Source organism: Blautia sp. MCC283 (assembly GCF_018785565.1).
In the GTDB taxonomy this organism is placed as follows: Bacteria; Bacillota; Clostridia; order Lachnospirales; family Lachnospiraceae; genus Blautia_A.
This window is the reverse complement of the sequence record NZ_WQQB01000037.1, coordinates 1-1774: the sequence shown is the minus strand read 5'-3', so window position 1 is coordinate 1774 and position 1774 is coordinate 1. Positions and strand designations below refer to the sequence as shown.

At 36.7% G+C, this 1774-nt stretch carries 1 protein-coding gene and 1 pseudogene; one reads left to right on the top strand and one right to left on the bottom strand.

The window, feature by feature from the left end:
* Nucleotides 1-158: pseudogene (locus GPK81_RS12245) on the bottom strand (SdpI family protein); the annotation flags it as partial.
* A gap of 820 nt (nucleotides 159-978) precedes the next feature.
* Here GPK81_RS12245 and GPK81_RS12240 point away from each other — a divergent pair.
* Nucleotides 979-1617, top strand: coding sequence for a DUF1847 domain-containing protein (locus GPK81_RS12240; protein ID WP_008705300.1), 639 nt, complete (start codon nucleotides 979-981; stop codon nucleotides 1615-1617).
* Nucleotides 1618-1774: the final 157 nt, after the last annotated feature.

Below are 1774 nucleotides of genomic sequence, written 5' to 3'. Positions count from 1 at the left end.
TTCTTATCAAAATTCTTTTTTAATGCTATTTCTGTTGGGAGAATAGACCCAATTAAAGGAATAAGTTGAACACCACAGATGATTCCTCCTATACTCCCAACACAATCTTCTTTTTTTCCAATCACTAAAAGCATGAATATTACTGTTATCGGCAACATAACCATTCCACAGACATACCAGACTTTACCACAATATTTATGAGCAAATTCCCATGCGAAATTGCAGATGAACAATTATTATGGAGAAATTATAACAGAGTATTTGACAAATTATATGTGTTTTATTGTGTTGTCAGTGGAAATCTTCTCCATACTTTTTACTTTCGGAGTGGTAAAAAGTGTTGTTGTACTGTTATTTGTGGACACGGCAATTTTTATTGGATTGTTAGTAGTTGGTTTGGTAAAAATGGATTTGAGAGGGAAAGAAGTTTTATGATTCAAATTTTATATTTCAGAAATAACAATAAGATACTATTTTTCCCACGCCTACTATGAGAACGGCGGCTATGAGATAGAAATTGGCATATACTGGCGAATAAAAGAACCGCTGTTGCATGGTTTATTGGCTTCCATGTAGCTGGTATTTGGCTGAGGTATTGAAAGAGCTGGGATTGAAATGAGGGAAGTGGATAAATGTTTTGATTGACGAAATAACCTATACATGATAGTATAAATCCAAAGATGATGGTCTATCAGAGAGACTGTTATATATCTTCAAGTTTAAAAAGATAATTTTCAATAATTTTTCAAAAATCAGAATCGACAATTCATGACAAATCAACCCTGAATCTGGGAACGTTTCTCATAGAAAAGAACTACAAAAAATAAGAAAATAAAAACGGAAAACCATTGTCTGTAGTATAAGTATTTGTTATTATGAAGTAAATAGAGGATATTTTACAAAGTAAAGCTTAATCTAGAGAATCTGCCAGTGGCAGGCCTCTGTAGATACCAAGGTATACAAAAGGAGAATGAAAAAATGAAAAAAGAAGACATGTCCTGTATCGACTGCGCAGTAAAAAACTGCAACAAAATGGATAAAACCTATCCGGATTTCTGTCTGACAACACACATGGATGAAGAAGTTCTAAATGAAGCTATGGAATGCTACAATGAAGACGAGAACCGCAAAGTAACAATCGCTGCAGCTGAAGTAGAGTATGAGAATTACTGCAAACATACCCGTGTCGAAGAAATCATGGATTTTGCAAAGAAGATTAATGCGAAAAAGATCGGGATCGCAACCTGTGTCGGATTGTTGAAAGAAAGCCGTATCCTGGCAGATATCCTGCGCAGACATGGCTTTGAGGTGTATGGTGTCGGCTGTAAAGCCGGAACACAGAAGAAGACATCGGTCGGCATCCCGGAATGCTGCGAAGGTGTCGGTGTGAATATGTGTAATCCGATCCTGCAGGCAAAGCTTCTGAACAAGGCGAAGACGGACCTGAATGTTGTGGTCGGACTTTGTGTGGGGCATGACAGTCTGTTTTACAAATATTCCGAGGCACTGACTACGACAGCAGTGACGAAAGACCGTGTATTGGGGCATAATCCGGTGGCGGCGCTTTATACTGCGGATAGTTATTATTCGAAGTTGAAGAAGAGTGAAGAAGAGTAATATTTCTAATTTGGGCGTTTAAAGATACATAAAGATATCCCATTCAAGCATTTCTCTTTTTATCCAACGAAAAAAAGGAGAGTATGAAACTTTTTCTGTAAAATAATGTTTATAAGGTTCTTCTATGATACAATAAATATCATTAGGAGGGCCTTTT

Bases quoted from the DNA above. Each gene is read 5' to 3' on its own strand.
- GPK81_RS12240 (WP_008705300.1), top strand. From the start codon at position 979: ATGAAAAAAGAAGACATGTCCTGTATCGACTGCGCAGTAAAAAACTGC.